Below are 16,730 nucleotides of genomic sequence, written 5' to 3'. Positions count from 1 at the left end.
CATCTGACAGCTCCTTTTCGACTTTTTGCTTGCTTTAGGAATTTCGCGCTTTAAATAATAAGTAGATAAAATACGGTGCCCCAATGCCGGCAGTGAACACACCCGCTGGTACTTCTAATGGAGAAAACAGCGTTCTGCCGATGAGGTCAGCTACCATGACAAGAATTCCACCAATCAAGGCACTCGCTGGCAGCAATGCACCAAATGAGGAACCGACTAACCTTCTCGCCATATGTGGTGCCATTAAGCCGACAAAGCCGATGCCCCCGGCAAAAGCAACCGAGCCTCCGATCAAGGCGGTGCTAATCATTAATAATAGAAACCGTTGTTTTTGAACCTTGCCGCCTAAACCTGTCGCTACCTCATCACCGAGCTCTTGAATATTAATCGTTCGGGCCAACGCTAAAGCAATAATCATGAAAATAACGGTCCACGGGACAAGAATCGCCACATTACTCCAATTGGATCCGTAAACGGTTCCGGTAATCCAGATATTGGCTTGACTAGCCTGATAAATCGGGCCCATTACCATTGTTAAAGTGGTGATTGCTTGCATTAAGGTGGAGATCCCAATCCCAATCAACACCAGCCTGATCGGAGAAACACCATTTTTCCAAGCAAGGAAATAAACTAAAAAGGCAACAACAGCTGCTCCCAAAAAGGCAGCTAATGGCAGCCAAGCGATACTGACCGTTAATGAATGGTTTTTATCACTAAAAATGGCTAAAAAACTAACTACGGCAGCTGCCGCTCCACCGGTAATCCCTAATACATCTGGGGAAGCAAGCGGATTACGAATCATACCTTGTAAAATACCGCCAGCAATGGCTAAAGAAATTCCCACCATTAAGGCGACAATAATTCTCGGGAGGCGAAAGGATGTAATAATAAGTGATTCCATCTCAGGACCGTCGCCAAATAATACTTTTACCACAGTAAGCGGATTAATTTTCAGTTCACCACTTCCCGTACTAACCACAAAAACAAGGAAAGCAACAACGAGTAGGGTGGTGAACGTGATGGTAGCTTTTCGATCCACTATAAAAGACAATCGGCCATTAAAAAGACGGAAATTTTTATATTTACTCATCGTCCATTGAACCCCCTTCTTGCGATGTAAATAAAGAATGGAGTTCCAATGATGGCTGTCATAACACCAACAGGCACCTCAGAAGGCATGAAAATATATCGTGCAGCGATATCTGCAGCGATCAATAGAATCGCACCTAACACACCTGAAAAAGGGATGACCCAGCGATGGTCAATACCTACAATCGATCGAGTTATATGAGGGACAACAATGCCGACAAAACCAATCGGACCAGCGACAGCGACAGAACCACCCGCTAATAAAATAACAATAACACCAATCGCGATCTTGATAAGTCCGGTGTTTAACCCAAGCCCTTTCGCAACATCTTCCCCCATGGACAAGATATTCATTTTACCAGCAATTAAAACGGCACCTACCCAGCCTATCCCAATATAAGGTAAAACCGACACAAGTGTCTCTAATTTTCTGCCTTGGACAGAGCCTGCCAGCCAAAACAAAACCTGATCAAGCATGACCTCATCCAACACTAGCAATCCTTGGGTAAAGGAGGAAAACATGGCGGACATCGCAGCCCCGGCTAATGTTAGTTTCATTGGCGTTAACCCCTCACGGCCAAATGAACCGATGGCGTAAACACTAATTGCCGCAACGGCAGCACCGATAAAAGCAAGAACGCTAAACGCTTGTAAACTATTCACAGAAAACACAGTCATGGCTACCACAACTGCAAATCCTCCACCGGCGTTGATCCCAAATATCCCCGGTGATGCGAGCGGATTCTTCGTTAAGGTTTGCATCAGGACACCGGCAATGGCGAGGCTAGCCCCGACGGCCGAAGCGATTAACGCTCTTGGCAGCCTTACGGTTTGAATAATGATATGTTCATTGGATCCGTTATTTTTAGTAAATGCATCAATTGCAGTTTGCCAGCTGGTATCGGTGTAACCATAAATGACACTAGCACACATGAATACCACCATCACCAAGATGGCAATTAGTAAACCCATCCATTTTAATGGAGTACTTTTTAAGAGCATATCAGAGAAACCTTTCTACCTTTTTAATAGTTTTATTTAAGTTAAGTCTATCTCCAATTGATAATTATTGTCAATGACTTTGAAAATCATTTTCAATTATAAACAATGGGTATTCACTGAAATGTAACTATTTTTGATAATCATTTTCAATTAAAGCGTTGACATATTGGTACTTGTCATTTTATGATTAAGTTGTCATTGAAAATGATTATCATTAACAATTAGCTAAGGAGGCTACATAAGCAATGAAGGCAATCAAGACAATACTTACTTTATTCTCTGTTATGACCATTTTCTTGTTAGCTGCGTGCGGCAGCAATGAAGAAAAATCTGGTGGAGAAACGAAAACTACCGCAGAAAACTCTTATACGGTAGAGCATGCGATGGGATCGACTACCATTAAAGGTACCCCTAAAAAGGTCGTTATTCTTACGAACGAAGGAACAGAAGCGCTGCTAGCCTTAGGTGTTAAACCAGTGGGTGCTGTCCAATCCTGGCTTGGAGATCCATGGTACGATCATATTAAAAATGATATGGACGGCGTAGAAGTTGTTGGGGTTGAAGGTGAAGTAAATGTAGAGAAAATTGCTTCGCTAAAACCTGATTTGATTATTGGGAATAAGCTGCGTCAAGAAAAGGTGTATGACCAGTTAAGTGCCATTGCTCCAACCGTTTTTTCCGAAACACTAAGAGGAGATTGGCAAGAAAACTTTAAATTATATGCAAAAGCGTTGAACCTTGAAGAAAAAGGCAATAAAGTTTTAAGTGATTTTGATCAGCATGTAGCAGATGTAAAAGGAAAACTGGGTGATAAAGTAAATCAAGAGGTTTCTTTTGTTCGCTTTATGGCTGGTAAATCTCGAATTTATTACACGGATTCTTTTTCTGGTGTTATTTTTGATAAATTAGGCTTCAAGCGTGCAGCGCAGCAGGAAGCACTTTTCACTCCTGACAATAAGCTTGGTTTACTCGCTGTTGAAGTTGGTAAAGAAGTCATTCCAAAAATGGATGGAGATCTACTATTCTACTTCACCTATGCTCCACAAGGTGATCAAGCAGCCTTGGATACGGCAAAAGAATGGACAAATGATCCACTATGGAAAAACTTAAATGCGGTTAAGAGCGGCCATGCGTATGAAGTAAGTGACGCAACATGGAACACTGCTGGCGGGGTTCTGGCAGCAAACATCATGCTCGATGACATTGAGAAAATCTTACTTAAGTAATAAGCAATTCTATTATTGTTGTTAAAAACCTTCCCGTATATAGAGAAGAAAAGAGCAAGGCTTGCCATGGCCTTGCTCTTTTCGTTTAGGGTATTTTTTTGGGGGTTCAGCCGGATTCCTGGGGGATTCCGCCAAATTGGGTGGGAATTCCGCCGATTGTTTGAGTTATCCCGCCAAACGGGAATGGAATTCCGCCGATTGTTTGAGTTATCCCGCCAATCTGGAACGGGATTCCGATGATTGTTTGAGTTATACCGCCAATCTGGAACGGGATTCCGCCGATTGTTTGAGTTATCCCGCCAAACGGGAATGTGGAATTCCGACGATTGTTTGAGTTATTCTGCCAATCTGGAACGGGATTCCGCCGATTGTTTGAGTTATCCCGCCAATCTGGAACGGGATTCCGCCGATTGTTTGAGTTATCCCGCCAAACCTTAATTTGATCGATTTAACACATAGGTTTGGTCGCACTATATGTGGAGGATTCCGCCGACTTTCCTATTTATTCCGCCGAACTAATCTGGTATTCCGCCGATTTCAAAAGTTATTCCGCCAAACTAGAACACAATTCCGCCGCCTCCCCCATTTTTTCCGCCAACCACCCATTTCAAAGCACACAAAAAAAGAGCGACCAAAACGTCGCTCTTTATCCAAACTCTATGCCGATGTCGAGAACATGTATTTCTTATAATGATAGCGGATTGAGAAGATTAAGCCGAGGCCTAACATGTTTCCCATCAAGGCACTACCACCGTAGCTAATAAACGGTAAGGGAATACCAGTAATTGGAAGAACACCGATGGTCATCCCGATATTTTGGAAAACGTGGAAGGTAATCATGCTGATGACCCCTACGCAAATATAAGTATAAAAGTTATTCTTTGTCTCCATTCCAACCTTGGTTATATGGTAAACCAATAGAAAGAACAAACTGATTAAGACGCTCGCACCTATGAAGCCATATTCCTCGCCGACGACACTAAAGATAAAGTCGGTCTGGCTCTCGGGTAAGTAGACTTCGCGGTTTCCAAAACCTTTACCTCCCGTCTGCCCTGACCCAATCGCTAACAGGGATTTGGTCAACTGGTAGGCATCCGAACCTTGGTAACTATAGGGGTCAAGCCATGAGTAAATCCGACGGAGCTGGTACTCGCCTACCCCAAGGTACTTTTCAAGTAGATCTGGTTTCCATAATACAAAATAAAAAATCGTCCCGATCAGTGCAATCCCGGCGGAAAATAGTGGGGTCAAAAGCTTCCACGATATCCCTGAAATAAAAACCATCCCGATCATAATTGCTAGGAAAACGAGTGAAGTTCCTAAATCTTGCTTGATGATAAATGCTAATGGGACCATTGTGACAATCCCCATCTTCACCAACAGCCAGAAATCGGTCTGCATCGTTTTGATCTGGTTCTTTTGGTGATGATCTTCAATCACGCGTGCAAGAGCCAGTATAATGAAGATTTTAACAAACTCAGATGGCTGAATTGTTCCCACTCCAGGTATTTTAAACCAGTTTTTCGCCCCATTGATAACAGGCGCGATACTCTCCGGCGCAACAATTAAAAATCCAAGCAGAAGAAGTCCAAATCCATAAGCATACCAGGTTAACTTTCGTAATTGGTCCGAATCAAGAGTCATAACCCCAGTTATGATCCCACTGCCCACAGCATACCAAAAAATCTGCTTAATTAGGAAGTTCTCCTTGTATTGTCCGCTTGCCTGCGCACTATAAATCGCTAAACAGCTTGCTAAAAATAGTAAAATCAATATAAAAACAAGATTATAATCAAGTTTTGAAGTTTTGTTAGTATTTGAAGTCATATAGGTTCCACCTTACTAAGAAATGCTACATTACTTCATTATATTTTTATTATCAACAAATCACAACTTCTAAACCATGAATGGTTTGATTTACCTAGAAAGTCCTACTCGTTAAAATAAATCCGCTGTACCTCCCCTGCCATCCATGCCAGATTACTTGGTACCTGTGGAATTCCGTATCCGATATAAAGAGGGGTGGTGACAAAACGTGAAACTACCTTGGCATAAATTTTATTTTCTATATGATGGAAAAACAGATTATAGCTCGATGCTTTGAATGGAAAATTATTCAGGATATAATGAACCGCTATTTGCAGGTAATCTGAAAATTTTTCCTGGTAGCTGGATTCCTCCATTTCAACATTGAATTCATAGAAGCCAACACGCGGCTTTGTCGATAGGGTAAACCGGACCCCTTCCTCCTCGGCAATCACAATGCCCTCAAACATTTCATGGGTTACCTTTTCTTTATAATTAATATCATCCAGGCCGATAATTTGCATATGAGGATGGGAGAGCGTACCTCCGGACAATGGTCCATGGTTTTTGAAAAAGATTACCGATTGATAGCGGCCTGTTTCCTCCATGGCTAACCAATGTTTGATGCCAAACCTCATCAGTTTATGTAAATGCTCTTTTGAGTAAGTTGATAATTCACCATGACAATCATCTGTTTCAATTAATACCGTTTGAAAGGTATGTTCTAAAACTGGATATTTATTTTTTAAAAGAATAATTGGTTCGTCCACAGCAATGAGGTTGGTCAGTTGATCTCTTTCGCAAAATGGACATGCCTGGTCTTTGTTTCGTATATTCTCAGGCTTTTGAACACCAATCGACGTATTAAAATGTAGATGTGAATTTTCCAAATGCGCTTCTCCTCTCGAACGGGTATACTTCTATTTTATGGGAGAGTGCCCTCCAATTGCACTTATTTTGTTTAGTCAGCCAATATTTTCATTGACCTAATTGGAAAGAGAATCCTAAAATGGAGGAGAATTTCATTAAATAGATAATTTTAGCATATCTTTTAAATGTACAGGCTTATCATTTCTTTAGATTGTGAGGGTATTTATGTTAACGAAATTAGAAGCATTTATTCTTGGGATTATTCAAGGTTTAACGGAATTCTTGCCCATTAGCAGTACAGGCCATCTTTATTTAGGAAGAAATTTATTCGGTTTGCAGGAAGCTGGGCTCTTGCTCGATACCATGCTTCATGTCGGCACGTTGTTGGCTGTGTTTGTATTTTATAAGGAAGAATTTATCAAAATTATTAAGAATCCATTTAGTAAGTTAACTTTTTTGCTAATCGTTGGGACGATCCCAGCGGTGGTCTTTGGACTTGCCTTTAAAGATTATATTGATGAAATTTCGAAAACAGGTGTGACAATTGGCTGGGAGTTTTTGATTACGGGAATTTTCTTGTGGCTTGCTGATTCCGTGAAAAATGGCTATAAAAAAATGGATGATATTAGCTATAAGGATGCCCTCATCATTGGGACTTTTCAGGCGGTTGCCATTATGCCGGCGATTTCTCGTTCAGGGATGACCATTGTTGCGGCACTTTGGCGAAAATTAGACCGTGAAACAGCTGCGTATTTCTCCTTCTTATTATCCACCCCTGCGATTGCAGGTGCGATTGTCTTACAAACAAAGGATTTACTCGGCGGTCAAGGGGAAGAGATCTCTCTGTCGGCATTGCTTGTTGGTATTGTTGCTTCTGCCATCTTTGGGTATGTAGCCGTTAAATGGATGATTGGCTATTTGAAGAATCACTCCTTAAAACCATTTGCTATTTATGTGTGGGCCTTAGGTCTGCTCGTGTTAATTTTCCAATTTACGGGTAAATTTTAAAGCCGGAGCAGGTGGAAAAATCAATACGCAAATAAAAGCCCTCGATTCGTAAATAAAAGGGGGTTTTTCACAAATAGGAGTAAAATTAATCTACAATTTTTCAAAAAAACAACGAGAAAGCGACTCGATGCAATCGAGTCGCTCTTTTTTACAATGAAATAGGTAGTTTTGCCATTTCTCTAGCTGCTTCGGCGGCTTGTTCCTACGCTTATGCCATAATCTCAGGAATCATTTTAGGGAAATGATCCATACCTTCTGCAACTTAATGAAAGATTTCAAGCAAATTATCGAAGACGCAAAAACTACAACAGTCCTTGTCAGTCATGATCTGATGGAAATCAATTATCTCACTACACAGCTTGCCATTGTTGTAAATGGTGAAGTGAAACAAGTGGGACCAACCCAACGTGTTCTTGACCAACCAAATGCCTTCACTGCCTCCTTCCTAAACGAGTGGAAAAAGTTTTATCCTATTGCCCGTTAATTAGCAGTTCTGTTCGGAACTGCTATTTTCTAGTGGAATGGTAAAGAACGCCCCTGCTCACTGCAGAGGCATTCTAGTCTTTCTGCGGAAACCACAACGTCACGCTCGTTCCCTTATTCAGCCTGCTTTTTACTTTAATGACGCCTTTATGAGCATCCATTAAAGCTTTAACGATCGAGAGCCCGATTCCGACTCCCCCAGTTTTACGATCACGGGATTTATCACCGCGATAGAAGCGTTCAAATATATGCGGAATATCGTCCTCTGCCATTCCTGCACCTTCATCTTGAATCTTAAAGCCAACATAGCCTTCCATGTCTGTTTGCACAGAGAGGGTGACATTTTTTCCTTCTGGCGTATACTTCAGGGCATTATTAAGGATGTTTGACAGAATTTGCATTAACCGGTCCTTGTCTGCTTCAAATAATTCGTCCTCGGCAGGTTCTTTAATCAGGAGATGAACACCCTTCTCTTTAAACAAGGGCTGGAACATCTCAAATAACGCCGCCAGCACACTTCCTGCATCTAATTCGATTTTTTCCAGTCTGATCTGAGGATTTTCAGCCGCCAGCAGCTTTTCTAATTCATTAACGAGCCTAACTAACCGCATTATCTCTTCATGTGTTGTCTGCAATCGCTGCGGCGTTGGCTCCCAAATACCGTCCTGAAATGCCTCAATTTGACTTCTCAATGTCGCAAGCGGTGTACGGAGTTCATGTGCTAGGTCACCTGTAAAATGCTTTCGCAAATTTTCTTCCTTTGCCAATGACACGGCCAAATTATTAAACGAGATCGCAATATCCTTTACCTCGGTTGGCAAACCGGTTAATGGAATCCGAATATCAAGATTATGATTTTGTAGTTCATTTGCTGCAAACGAAAGCTTCTGTAACCCTGAGGTGAGCTTCTTTGAAAAAAGCATACTAAATATAATCGCCAAAACAATCGTCAAACAAACAGCCGCATAAATGTATAATTGAATCGTTTGAATAAACGTATATTCATCATCAATTAAGCCCTTAGGATAGATGGCGACGAGTTTCCCAATGATTTGATTCTCTACCCTCAGTGTATAGGTCTTGGAATGCCACTCTTCCCCGTTTGGAGCAGGTTCTGTTAATCCGAAGCTGTTTAGCATACCGCGAATGTTGGATGAATCCATTTGCAATTGCCCTAAACGATCATAAAGTTGGAAATAAAGTTGATCGGTCATCGCATGTTCGTGTAAGAGGCCAAATACCGGGTCGCTCGTAAAGTGGCCATTTTTTTTATAATCCTTTTCAATTTCCGTGATGATTCGATCAATCTTCTTATCCCGATTTCGATCTAAGTAGCTATTGAAGCTCTCCTCAAAACCATACTGGATGAAAAAACTAACAATGATGATGGCAATCATCGAGATGAGGATTAAATAAAATAGTATCTTAGACCGGAGCTTTTGCAGCATCTAATACCCCTCCAAATTTGTACCCCATCCCGAAAACCGTCACGATAAAATCAGGCTGCCGTGAATCCCGCTCAATTTTTTTACGAAGATTTTTGATATGGGTATCCACACTACGTTCATAGCCTTCATAATACATGCCTTCATCCTGAATTTTTTCGAGCAAATCCATCCGGCTGTAAACCCGGCCAGGCTTCACTGCCATATTGGTTAATAGCTTATATTCGATTGGTGTTAAGGTAATGTTATCTCCGTTTGCGGTTACTTCTCTTTTGATTAAGTCAATGATCAGCTTTTTGCGATTGAATTCAAGACGTTCCACTTTTTCCGTCTTTTTTACACGTCTTAAAATCGCTTGAACACGCACCACGACTTCCCGAGGGCTGAACGGTTTGGTTAGGTAATCATCTGCGCCCATCACGATTCCATTAATTCGGTCATCTTCTGCTGATTTGGCCGTCACCATCAGAATGGGTACATCCGACTCTTTTCGAACCAAACGGCAGACTTCTTCACCAGAAATATCCGGCAGCATTAAATCTAATATAATTAAATCTGGGTTTAGGGCTTTTACCTTTTTCAAAGCATCAATACCATTATCTGCGCAATGAATTTCATAGCCTTCCCTTACTAAATAGGCTTCAAGGACTTCTATTATTCTACGTTCATCGTCTACTAATAATATTTTCATTTTAACCACTCCCCACAAATTAAATATATCATTCCAAGTCTGTGATGTTTGTAACTTCACAAATTCACCACAAGTTCTTCATAACATCTTCAATTTTTCTCGGTAAGATAGGGGTGTAGTTGGAAGAGGCGACCACTAGAAGGACTCCCAAGTTTGTAGTTATCTCCTCTTTGATGAAGTACATGGTCCAAAGCCATCTTACTCATCCCAAATTTAACCTCTCTTTTTTAAATAGTCAGGGCGCCCCACCGATGGGGCGCCCCCTTTTTTTATTTTAGCTATACTCCACTGACTTATATTCAGGGCTATGCAGATATCGCCCGACAGCAAGAAACCATTGGTGAGGACAGCGATAAATATTTAGGGATTATTTTTGAAGAGACAGGCAAGCTATCGAAACTAGTGAAGGAATTATTCAATCTCGCAAAAATGGATGAGGATATTTTTTCGATTGAAAAAGAAAAGGTTCATTTACGGCCTTATTTTCAATCTATCATCGAAAAAGTTACCCCTGCACTCAAAGAAAATCATATGGACCTTGTTCTAGAATGCTCAGATGATCTTTATCTATTCCTAGATCCAATACGATTCGAACAGGTTATTCTCAATCTGATTGATAATGCACGTAAATATTCGGAACCAAATTCTAAAATCCGTGTCGAAATTAGGAATATCAGTGGAAGAGTTCATATGAAGATTCAAGATGAAGGAATGGGAATCCCTGGAGAGGACTTGCCGCACATTTTTGAACGGTTCTACCGCGTTGATAAATCTAGGACCTGTGCTCTCGGTGGAACAGGGCTGGGACTGTCAATTGTTAAACAATTAGTTGAGGCACATGGAGGTACAATCAAGGTAACAAGCAACCCAAATATTGGGACCGCATTTGCGATGATCTTATAAAAGGTAAAAAGACACCAGGCATGCCCGGTGTCTTTTTACTTTTTACTTATGGATCCAAACTGCACCAGCAGAGTTGTCTTTTGCTTCGCCGATGACTTGGAATTTAAGTCCGAAGTTTGGAACTTTGCGTCCAGCATCTGGAATCAACTCATTAGAATAAGTTTTAGAGTCATCAAATGATGTTACGCCTGGAAGTCCTTTGTAATCAAAGATTCCACGAGAAGGTGAATTAATATACCATTCTGGTGACTTGTCTAAGGAGAAGGCAGCGTCTGCAACTTGGTAGCGTGTACTTTGACTTACTGAAGACTTGCCGTTTAGTGTACCGATGATTGCTTCAGGATGGGCATCGACCACACCAAGGAATCCTTCTCCTGGGTGAACACCTACCCAGTTATCAGTATATGAATCATCTGCATACCAAACTACTAAACCAGTATTATATTTAACACCTCGAGAGAATTGCAGTGCTGTGTCGGAACCTGCATAGTTTCTCCACTCTAAGTAGTAGTAGTGATCTTTCAAAAAAATACCGTCTGTCTGAGTAAAACCATTAAGCGTTACAGCAGGTGTAACTTCAGCGCCATCAGCGAATACGCCATTACCGTCAGCAGTCAGTTTCAGCTCGTCCATTGCAAAACCTTCAGGAGCTAAACCGCCATCAGTTACATATTCAAAAGCTAGTTTTACTTTCTTGCCGGCAAATTGACTTAAATCATATGATACATCTATCCATTTTCCATTTGTAGTGTCCATACCATCAGCAACGTTTGTATCCCCGATTTTATCAAGTTCTACTTCTTTACCATCCACCAATGCATTTACAGATACATAGTCATAATCATACTCAACTTCATAATTTGCCTTATACGAAAATTCAGCATTTGTAGCATTTGTAAGATCCAATTCAGGAGTTACAAGGGTGGTATGAAGGTCATCCCCTTTTTGGCTGTAGTAGTATTTGCTGCCAAAAGTAGTTTGAATACCCTTTACTTCTTTTTTCGGAAGATTAACCTTTACAATACCTGGGTTCTTTGATTTTGTGACACTTTGGTCTATAACTGCCGCACCACCGTTTTTATCGATGTCTGCATAGTTCACTTCCGTAATATTGGCCCAGTTGCCGCCGATTGTTTTTTGGAAGAAGTCTTTGTTTTGCGGTGAGAAGCTTGGTGGTTGGGTACCAGCAATATGACCGCTCCAGCTGCCGCCACTCATGATAGACCATTGTTCAACTGGCTCACCGTTACCAGTATACTGAGTATCATACTCATCTGGAAGACCTAAGTCATGACCAAACTCGTGCGCAAATACGCCAGTAGCCCCATCTTCTGGTTCAATGGTGTAGTCAAATGCAGCCATTTGTCCTCCCCAATAAGGGACCGCAGCAGTTGTACCAGGTACTCGATAAGGAGCGTTGCCAACAACCCAACGGTGTGACCAGATTGCATCGTCACCAAGCTTGCCGCCTCCTGCTTCCTGTCCAACTCCGGAGTGAAGAACCATCAAGTGGTCTACAAGTCCATCCGGCTCGTTTTGGTTTCCATCACCATCAAGATCATATTGATCAAAATGGTCGTAGTCAGCTAAGTTAATCCCTGATTGAGCCGCTGCAACCAATGCATCCTTAACAAGACCACGAGCACCTTTTATTCCAGGCGCATTATCATGACCTCCTGCCGAATTGTCGCCACCGTATTCATCTGCATACCCTGGCACCTTCAACCAGTTTGAAACCTCTCCGGAAACAGTGTAGCTTCCGCCAGATTGCTCTTCATAATATTGTTTAAAAGTCTTAACCTTCTCACCGTTGAAAAGGGTGAAATCTTCATCGCCAAAAAGCATTTTTTGATAGTGCTCGCGATTGAAATCTTTAGCCCACATATAACCAGGTTCTTGGTCAATGTTATTGTGTGCGAAATCTGCATATTCAACAAGCAGCACAAGTACTTTATCTTCGCGTACTGCTCCGTTATAGTTTGCTTGTGTAGCAGAATTTACTTTTACTGTACCTGTTGGTTTACCCTTTTTAAAGTTTTCATGACCCTTTTCAAGTTGTTTAGCAAGCTTGTCCTTCTGTTTTGTAACAAAGTCCTTTGCTTTCTTGTCAAATTCCTTCTGCTCTTTTGTAAGGTTCATGTCAGTTTTGCCAGGCTTTTCACCCTGTTTTTTCTTTATGTAACCTTTTACTGCTTTTGTTACGTCTTCCTGACTAGCATTCTTAGAAATTAGACCCCTTTTTTCCAATGCCTTTGCTAGTCTTTCCTGATCGACAATATTCAAGTCAATCGGTGCAGTTCCTGCTGCATTTACTGTTTTGGCCGACACTGGCGTTGCTTTTGGCCCAGCAAATGTGCCTGCGAATAATGTCGTCGCTAGTAGAGTAGTAGCGGCGACGCTGGAAAATACCTTTAAGCCACTTTTCTTCTTCAAATATGTAGCCCCCTAATTATTAATATGGTGTAAGCGTTTTCAGAAGAGTCTGATTTGTATTCTAGCAAGAAGAAGTAATATTGTAAATATTTAAAATTTTTTTGTCTTATGGGTAAAAATTTGGGTAAAATCTATTATTAACAACCAGAATTTACCACTAAATCGAGTGGTTTTACCTGAATATAAAAGGTGTATTATAGGAATAACTGACCTAAAAATCTCTAATTGCGACAAAATACTTATAATTTCGAGTTTCTAGATTTAATTCTTTTTACCTACAAAAAAAATAAAAAATTGTTCTCCGAGGACCAAATGGATAGACTTCATTATTTTAATAATGATTAAAAAACTACTCTTCCCCAGCAACGCACCAATGTAATAAAGCATTACTCTGATTCTATTGGTAAAACATCTAAAACTATTGTTATTGTAATAGAATAATAATCTTATTAATTTAAAAGCAAAAAAAGAAAAACCTTATCGAATGTGATAAGGATTTTCTTTTTTATTCGGCTTTTTTAACTTCATTGGTTAATTCCTCAATACTTTTTCTTATATTTCCTTTTCCTGAGTAGTTTTCAATGAGTTCCTTCACGTCAATACCGCTTGAGGCCTTAAGTGACTCCTGAAGACTCGCCATCAAGTTGGTTGCATAGCTGGTGATTTTATTAGCACCACCGCTTTCTCCAGAGCCGCCTCCAGTATCAACCACTGTAATCTTATCAATATTGGACAATGGCGCCGCTACTTGCTTCGCATATTCTGGCAACATTTTAATGACCATGTCTAGGATAGCCGCTTGACCAAATTGTTCAAATGCTTCAGCAATTTTTTCTTTTGCTTCCGCTTCGGCTAAACCTTTGAGGCGAATAATTTCCGCTTCGGTTGATCCCTGTGCTTTTTGTGCATCTGCTTTAGCTAGACCATCTAAACGAATTCGCTCGGCTTCTGCTTTTGCCATCGCTTCAATTCGATATTTATTGGCCTCAGCTGCAGCAATTTCCTTGGCCTTATTTGCTTCTGCGGATTGTTCCACGGAATAACGGTCAGCGTCAGCCTTTTTCTTCACTTCCGAGTCATATTGCCGTTCGCGGCGTTGAATTTCTTTTTCTTCTAATTCTATTTGTTTTTGTCTTTCAATAATCTTAATTTGCATTTCTTGTTCCATGACATCCTGTTTGGATCTTGCCGTTTCCAGATCGTATGCCTGGTCGGCACGGGCCCTGGCAATATCTTGTTCGCGTCTAAACTCAGCCACTTTTAATTGGTTGACCTTTTCCGCTTCGGCAATTTCTGTTGCTCGCTCTAATTCATTTCGCTTGGCTTCTTTCGCTGCCTCTGCTTTTTTAATCCGAGTTTCTTTTTCTGCTTCTGCCGTTGCGATATCCGCATCTCTTTTTACTTGTGCAATCCTCGGCTTACCTAGTGAATCCAGGTAACCATTTTTGTCACGGACGTCCTTTATCGTAAACGACACAATCACCAAGCCCATTTTGGCTAAGTCCTGTGAGGCAACCCTTTGGACCTCTTGGGAGAATTTATCCCGGTTTTTATAAATTTCTTCGACGGTCATCGAACCAAGAATCGAACGCAGATGTCCTTCAAGTACTTCCCTTGCTTCATTCTCACGGTCTTCCTTAGGTTTTCCGAGGAACTGTTCCGCTGCAGTTGCAATTTCACTAATTGAGCCGCCGATTTTAATAATCGCTACCCCATCGGCCATTACAGGTACACCTTGCTCGGTATAAACCTCAGGAGTTGTTACCTCCAGTTTACTAGATAGTAAGCTTAGCGGTTTAGCTTGTTGGAAGACGGGTAAAATAAACGTACCCCCGCCGCGGATGATTTTAACTTTATTCCCAGACTCGTCGACATGGACATTTCCATTACCAAGGAAACTGCCGGTCACGATTAAGGCCTCATCTGGTCCGGCCGTTCTGTATTTCGTGATAAAAACACCGATTAACGCAAGTAAAATAAGAACAACTATTCCAATGAATACCCAGATAATATTGAATTCCATCTCCTAAAACCTCCCTATAAAAAACTCTCAAATTGATGATGTACCGTTACTTGCAGGACACCTTTTTCTACCTGGACAATCAGTACTTTTGTTCCACTCTCAATCAGGTCTCCATCAAAGCTTGATGCTGGCTTTGCAATTCTGCCGCTTGTACTGTCAATCATCACTTCCCCAAACCCGTCAACAGGAATGGTCGTGATGACCGTCCCAATCCTGCCCCGCAAGTCTGTTTCTTTATAGACTAGTGATTCCTCCGCAGACGAAAGCGGGATAAGCACAAAAACATTTAATAACGTTACAACAATAAAGGCCGAAACAGCAGAAATGCCTAAAATCAGTAAATAATGGAATGATGATAGCCGTTCAAACAGATAACCGCTCGCCGACAAGATTGTCACGAAAGCAAAGATCAGGACCGGGTTAAGAAAATCGAGTCCTTCTCCAAATCCATGAAAATGGAAAACATCTGCAAATAATACATACAAAACGGTTAAAACCCCTGCAATTATTAATCCATATAAATAAATCGTTTCTAAAGGAATGCTGAATGGTTCCATGCGCATCCATCCTTCTTATTCATTTGGCCCTGTTAAACTTGCCTGTTGATTTCCGCTCCAGGCGCTTCGCTTTCCGCGGGCGGTCCGGGGAGCCTCCTCGTCGCTGCGCTCCTGCGGGGTCTCCCCTGCCCCGTCCTCCCGCAGGAGTCTTCGCGCCTTCCTCTCCAATCAACAGGGTGCCGAAATCAACAATATGCTTTAACATGCCTATTTATTTTAAAAAATACTATTTAAGAATGTAACCACCACTCCTCATCCATTAGCATCCATCCCTTCCTATCTACCTACCTTAAATACGGCTAAATAATGGAAAAGTTTCACTTTTTTCTAAAAATTTACCTGATTTATTCAAGATTCGATACTGCTTGTCGAAATCCTGCCTCAACGATATGGAGAATCTATGAACAATACTTTATAAAAATAAAAAAGTGCCATAGCACTTAGCTACAACACCTTATTGAATCATATTCAAGAACTTCCTTGTTCGTTCTTCTTTTGGATTAGTAAAGATCTCTTCTGGCTTGTTCCTCTCAACAATCACACCTTGATCCATGAAAATGACCTCATCGGCCGCTTCACGGGCAAAGCGCATTTCATGGGTAACCACAATCATCGTCATCCCCTCACCAGCCAGGTCTTTCATAACCTTCAACACCTCTCCAACGAGTTCGGGGTCAAGGGCAGAGGTCGGCTCGTCAAAAAGCATCACTTCCGGTTCCATGGCTAGTGCCCGGGCAATACCGACACGCTGCTGCTGACCGCCGGAAAGCTGGGCGGGAAAGTAATCTACCTTATCACCAAGTCCTACTTTTTCAAGGAGTGCCTGTGCTTTTTTCCGTGCAATCTCTTTACTCTCGCCTTTAACAATGATGGGACCTTCCATGACGTTTTGAAGAGCTGTTTTGTGCGGGAAGAGATTATAGCTTTGAAAAACCATCCCCGTTAAGCGCCGAAACGAGGCGACTTGTTTTTTCGGTACATTTTTTGAAAAATCCAAGCTTTGTCCTTCGATGGAGATGATTCCTTTGTTCGGTGTTTCAAGCACATTCAAACACCGAAGCATCGTTGTCTTACCAGAACCCGATGGACCGATCACTACAACTACTTTTCCTTTTTCAACGTCTATGTCAATCCCTTTTAAGACCTCTAATTGACCAAATTGCTTATATAAACCTTTAATTGAAATCATCGAAA

General features: G+C 41.4%; 16 protein-coding genes. 4 read left to right on the top strand and 12 right to left on the bottom strand.

What is annotated here, in order from left to right; translation table 11 throughout:
• Positions 1 to 34: 34 nt before the first annotated feature.
• Positions 35 to 1,090 carry a FecCD family ABC transporter permease gene (locus KW850_RS11390; protein ID WP_218347688.1) on the bottom strand — a complete coding sequence of 352 codons (1,056 nt, stop codon included), beginning with the start codon at positions 1,088 to 1,090 and terminating at the stop codon, positions 35 to 37.
• Entirely contained in the window at positions 1,087 to 2,091 is a 1,005-nt protein-coding gene (locus KW850_RS11385; RefSeq protein ID WP_218347687.1) for a FecCD family ABC transporter permease, read from the bottom strand. The genes KW850_RS11390 and KW850_RS11385 overlap by 4 nt, the downstream gene beginning before the upstream one ends.
• Positions 2,092 to 2,336: 245 nt before the next feature.
• Here KW850_RS11385 and KW850_RS11380 point away from each other — a divergent pair, with 245 nt between their 5' ends.
• Entirely contained in the window at positions 2,337 to 3,317 is a 981-nt protein-coding gene (locus tag KW850_RS11380; RefSeq protein ID WP_218347686.1) for an ABC transporter substrate-binding protein, read from the top strand.
• Positions 3,318 to 3,608: 291 nt separating this feature from the next.
• On the opposite strand, the gene KW850_RS11375 is transcribed toward KW850_RS11380, so the two are convergent.
• From KW850_RS11375 to KW850_RS11365, 3 genes are all read right to left on the bottom strand, one after another.
• Positions 3,609 to 3,788, bottom strand: coding sequence for a hypothetical protein (locus KW850_RS11375; RefSeq protein ID WP_218347685.1), 180 nt, complete (start codon positions 3,786 to 3,788; stop codon positions 3,609 to 3,611).
• A 186-nt stretch (positions 3,789 to 3,974) separates the two neighbouring features.
• Positions 3,975 to 5,144, bottom strand: a complete 1,170-nt coding sequence (locus tag KW850_RS11370; RefSeq protein ID WP_218347684.1) for an FtsW/RodA/SpoVE family cell cycle protein — start codon at positions 5,142 to 5,144, stop codon at positions 3,975 to 3,977.
• A 104-nt stretch (positions 5,145 to 5,248) separates the two neighbouring features.
• Entirely contained in the window at positions 5,249 to 6,013 is a 765-nt protein-coding gene (locus KW850_RS11365; protein ID WP_218347683.1) for a DUF4931 domain-containing protein, read from the bottom strand.
• 205 nt (positions 6,014 to 6,218) lie between these two features.
• Between KW850_RS11365 and KW850_RS11360 the strand changes: the two genes are divergently transcribed.
• Both KW850_RS11360 and KW850_RS11355 read left to right on the top strand, forming a co-directional pair.
• Positions 6,219 to 7,001, top strand: coding sequence for an undecaprenyl-diphosphate phosphatase (locus KW850_RS11360; RefSeq protein WP_218347682.1), 783 nt, complete (start codon positions 6,219 to 6,221; stop codon positions 6,999 to 7,001).
• Between the two features lie 241 nt (positions 7,002 to 7,242).
• Entirely contained in the window at positions 7,243 to 7,485 is a 243-nt protein-coding gene (locus KW850_RS11355) for a P-loop NTPase family protein (protein ID WP_218347681.1), read from the top strand.
• 73 nt (positions 7,486 to 7,558) lie between these two features.
• On the opposite strand, the gene KW850_RS11350 is transcribed toward KW850_RS11355, so the two are convergent.
• Together KW850_RS11350 and KW850_RS11345 are read right to left on the bottom strand one after the other, a co-directional pair.
• Entirely contained in the window at positions 7,559 to 8,932 is a 1,374-nt protein-coding gene (locus tag KW850_RS11350; protein ID WP_218347680.1) for a HAMP domain-containing sensor histidine kinase, read from the bottom strand.
• Positions 8,910 to 9,620: a response regulator transcription factor gene (locus tag KW850_RS11345; RefSeq protein WP_218347679.1), complete on the bottom strand. Its 711-nt coding sequence runs from the start codon at positions 9,618 to 9,620 to the stop codon at positions 8,910 to 8,912. The genes KW850_RS11350 and KW850_RS11345 overlap by 23 nt, the downstream gene beginning before the upstream one ends.
• Before the next feature lie 231 nt (positions 9,621 to 9,851).
• Here KW850_RS11345 and KW850_RS11340 point away from each other — a divergent pair, with 231 nt between their 5' ends.
• On the top strand, positions 9,852 to 10,523 hold the full coding sequence (locus KW850_RS11340; RefSeq protein WP_374226318.1) for a sensor histidine kinase: 672 nt from the start codon (positions 9,852 to 9,854) through the stop codon (positions 10,521 to 10,523).
• Between the two features lie 42 nt (positions 10,524 to 10,565).
• Here KW850_RS11340 and KW850_RS11335 read toward each other — a convergent pair whose 3' ends face one another.
• The 5 genes from KW850_RS11335 to KW850_RS11315 all read right to left on the bottom strand — a co-directional run bounded on the left by KW850_RS11335 (position 10,566) and on the right by KW850_RS11315 (position 16,725).
• Positions 10,566 to 12,956, bottom strand: a complete 2,391-nt coding sequence (locus KW850_RS11335; protein ID WP_218347677.1) for an immune inhibitor A domain-containing protein — start codon at positions 12,954 to 12,956, stop codon at positions 10,566 to 10,568.
• Between the two features lie 505 nt (positions 12,957 to 13,461).
• Positions 13,462 to 14,979 carry a flotillin lipid rafts scaffold protein FloT gene (locus KW850_RS11330; protein WP_218347676.1) on the bottom strand — a complete coding sequence of 506 codons (1,518 nt, stop codon included), beginning with the start codon at positions 14,977 to 14,979 and terminating at the stop codon, positions 13,462 to 13,464.
• 14 nt (positions 14,980 to 14,993) lie between these two features.
• Entirely contained in the window at positions 14,994 to 15,536 is a 543-nt protein-coding gene (locus KW850_RS11325) for an NfeD family protein (RefSeq protein WP_218347675.1), read from the bottom strand.
• Positions 15,537 to 15,555: 19 nt separating this feature from the next.
• Positions 15,556 to 15,741, bottom strand: coding sequence for a hypothetical protein (locus KW850_RS11320; RefSeq protein ID WP_218347674.1), 186 nt, complete (start codon positions 15,739 to 15,741; stop codon positions 15,556 to 15,558).
• Positions 15,742 to 15,990: 249 nt separating this feature from the next.
• The gene (locus KW850_RS11315; protein ID WP_218347673.1) at positions 15,991 to 16,725 is read right to left on the bottom strand and encodes an amino acid ABC transporter ATP-binding protein; all 735 of its coding nucleotides are present in this window, start codon (positions 16,723 to 16,725) and stop codon (positions 15,991 to 15,993) included.
• Between the last annotated feature and the right edge of the window lie 5 nt (positions 16,726 to 16,730).

Source organism: Bacillus sp. sid0103 (assembly GCF_019219025.1).
This window is presented reverse-complemented; position numbering and strand designations above follow the sequence as displayed.

Excerpts from the sequence above, each read along its gene's own strand:
- KW850_RS11390 (WP_218347688.1), bottom strand. The coding sequence starts at position 1,090 with ATGAGTAAATATAAAAATTTCCGTCTTTTTAATGGCCGATTGTCTTTT.
- KW850_RS11385 (WP_218347687.1), bottom strand. The coding sequence starts at position 2,091 with ATGCTCTTAAAAAGTACTCCATTAAAATGGATGGGTTTACTAATTGCC.
- KW850_RS11380 (WP_218347686.1), top strand. The coding sequence starts at position 2,337 with ATGAAGGCAATCAAGACAATACTTACTTTATTCTCTGTTATGACCATT.
- KW850_RS11370 (WP_218347684.1), bottom strand. The coding sequence starts at position 5,144 with ATGACTTCAAATACTAACAAAACTTCAAAACTTGATTATAATCTTGTT.
- KW850_RS11360 (WP_218347682.1), top strand. The coding sequence starts at position 6,219 with ATGTTAACGAAATTAGAAGCATTTATTCTTGGGATTATTCAAGGTTTA.
- KW850_RS11355 (WP_218347681.1), top strand. The coding sequence starts at position 7,243 with ATGATCCATACCTTCTGCAACTTAATGAAAGATTTCAAGCAAATTATC.
- KW850_RS11350 (WP_218347680.1), bottom strand. The coding sequence starts at position 8,932 with ATGCTGCAAAAGCTCCGGTCTAAGATACTATTTTATTTAATCCTCATC.
- KW850_RS11345 (WP_218347679.1), bottom strand. The coding sequence starts at position 9,620 with ATGAAAATATTATTAGTAGACGATGAACGTAGAATAATAGAAGTCCTT.
- KW850_RS11330 (WP_218347676.1), bottom strand. The coding sequence starts at position 14,979 with ATGGAATTCAATATTATCTGGGTATTCATTGGAATAGTTGTTCTTATT.
- KW850_RS11325 (WP_218347675.1), bottom strand. The coding sequence starts at position 15,536 with ATGGAACCATTCAGCATTCCTTTAGAAACGATTTATTTATATGGATTA.
- KW850_RS11320 (WP_218347674.1), bottom strand. The coding sequence starts at position 15,741 with ATGTTAAAGCATATTGTTGATTTCGGCACCCTGTTGATTGGAGAGGAA.
- KW850_RS11315 (WP_218347673.1), bottom strand. The coding sequence starts at position 16,725 with ATGATTTCAATTAAAGGTTTATATAAGCAATTTGGTCAATTAGAGGTC.